The organism is Mesorhizobium sp. M7A.F.Ca.CA.001.08.2.1 (assembly GCF_003998455.1).
GTDB classification, from domain to species: domain Bacteria; phylum Pseudomonadota; class Alphaproteobacteria; order Rhizobiales; family Rhizobiaceae; genus Mesorhizobium; species Mesorhizobium ciceri.
In genome coordinates this window covers 1-1,359 of record NZ_RZPW01001141.1, presented here as the reverse complement: position 1 = coordinate 1,359, position 1,359 = coordinate 1, and the positions used below count along the sequence as shown (strand labels likewise).

Here is a 1,359-nt window from a genome sequence, read left to right as displayed (position 1 = left end):
CGCAAGCCGTTTTCTGGTCGGTTAAGGGGCCCGCACCCCCGGTCGGCCGCGGCAGTGTCCGCAGAAGGATGGGCCAAAAAATCCTGTCCCGCCGTAGCATGACATTGCCGCAGACCCCCAGGTCAATGAGTCTTACCCGCTTGGCGAACTGTCGTATGCGATTGTAATCTCAGAAATTGTTTATTGGAACCGGATGCCGGGCGTCGGAGGACTTTTCTGATTGGCCTGCCAGGCGTTTCCTGGATCGCCTATTTTTGCTTGTCGGCTTTGGCGTAGGCCTCGCTGAAATACGCCAGGAAGATGTCCAGCATGCCGTTTTCATGTGCCTCCTCCATGGTCCGCCATGTCGCGACATAGGCGTCCCAGGCCTGCCCCTTCTTCGATGTGAACGACGTAGGCGGGAGTTTCCTGCCGATCGCCTCGGGCGACAGGTCGTCAAGCAGTCGGGAGAGCGCAGCTTGCATGGCGGCATAGGTGGCGAATTCGTGCGTCTTCAGATCGCGGAATGCGTCCTCGATACTGCGCCTGGCATCAAGATAGCCGGCCCTGCGACGGGCGAACATGATTTCGAGGATGTCGTCGGTTCCTGGAACGAACTTCAGCGGATTGTTGTCGGCGGCGCTGATCATCGTTCGTTGTGTGCTCTTGGCCAGCATTTTCGCGGCCGCACGTGCTTTCAGCAGCAACGTCAGTTCCTCGACCACCACCCGCAGGACCGTGCCGATTTCGGCGGCAACTTCATGCGGGTCGCGTAATTGAAGCAATTCCGGCGAAATGCCGGCTCCGATCGCGATCTCCCGCAAGACCTCGTCTCTGGTCGAAGGCAGGGGTGGGGAGTGCGGCGGAATGCGCTGCCCGGGCCGTTGCTGCGCGGGATCGAAGAAAGGTGCATCTTTGAATTCCAGCGGTCGGCCTGTCGCGGGCGGCATGTCTCGCTGCTCGGATTTGTAGCTGGGGTAGCCCGCCGTGGCGCGCTCTTCGTCGATCGATACCAAGATGACATAACGGCCGATCAGTATCCGGTCGCCATGGCCAAGCCGGTGTGGCCCGGTCATGCGCTGGCTCGATCCGTTGATGAAAGTCCCATTGCGCGAGATGTCGTGCAGCCAGAACGCGCCCGCCTCGTAGCGAACCTCGCAGTGGCGGCCCGAGATGAACTTGTCGGGATCCGGCAAGGTCCAGTCGCAAGCATCGCGTCCGATTTCGAAGCCGCGATCACGCGCCGCGTAGCTGGTCGAGGTACCAGCGGGCAAGGCGTCGACATTGTTGATTTCCAGACTGATGTGCATCCGAGATCGCCGTCGATCGTTGATCGGTACTCCGCCATTCTAGCAGCTTGCGGGTAAAACAGGACAGAAG

Annotated in this window: 1 protein-coding gene; it reads right to left on the bottom strand. The window is 60.3% G+C overall.

Translation table 11 applies throughout. The annotated features are described in order from the left end of the window. Nucleotides 1-248: 248 nt before the first annotated feature. Nucleotides 249-1,289, bottom strand: coding sequence for a type VI secretion system-associated FHA domain protein TagH (gene tagH / locus EN914_RS35600; RefSeq protein ID WP_024504487.1), 1,041 nt, complete (start codon nucleotides 1,287-1,289; stop codon nucleotides 249-251). Between the last annotated feature and the right edge of the window lie 70 nt (nucleotides 1,290-1,359).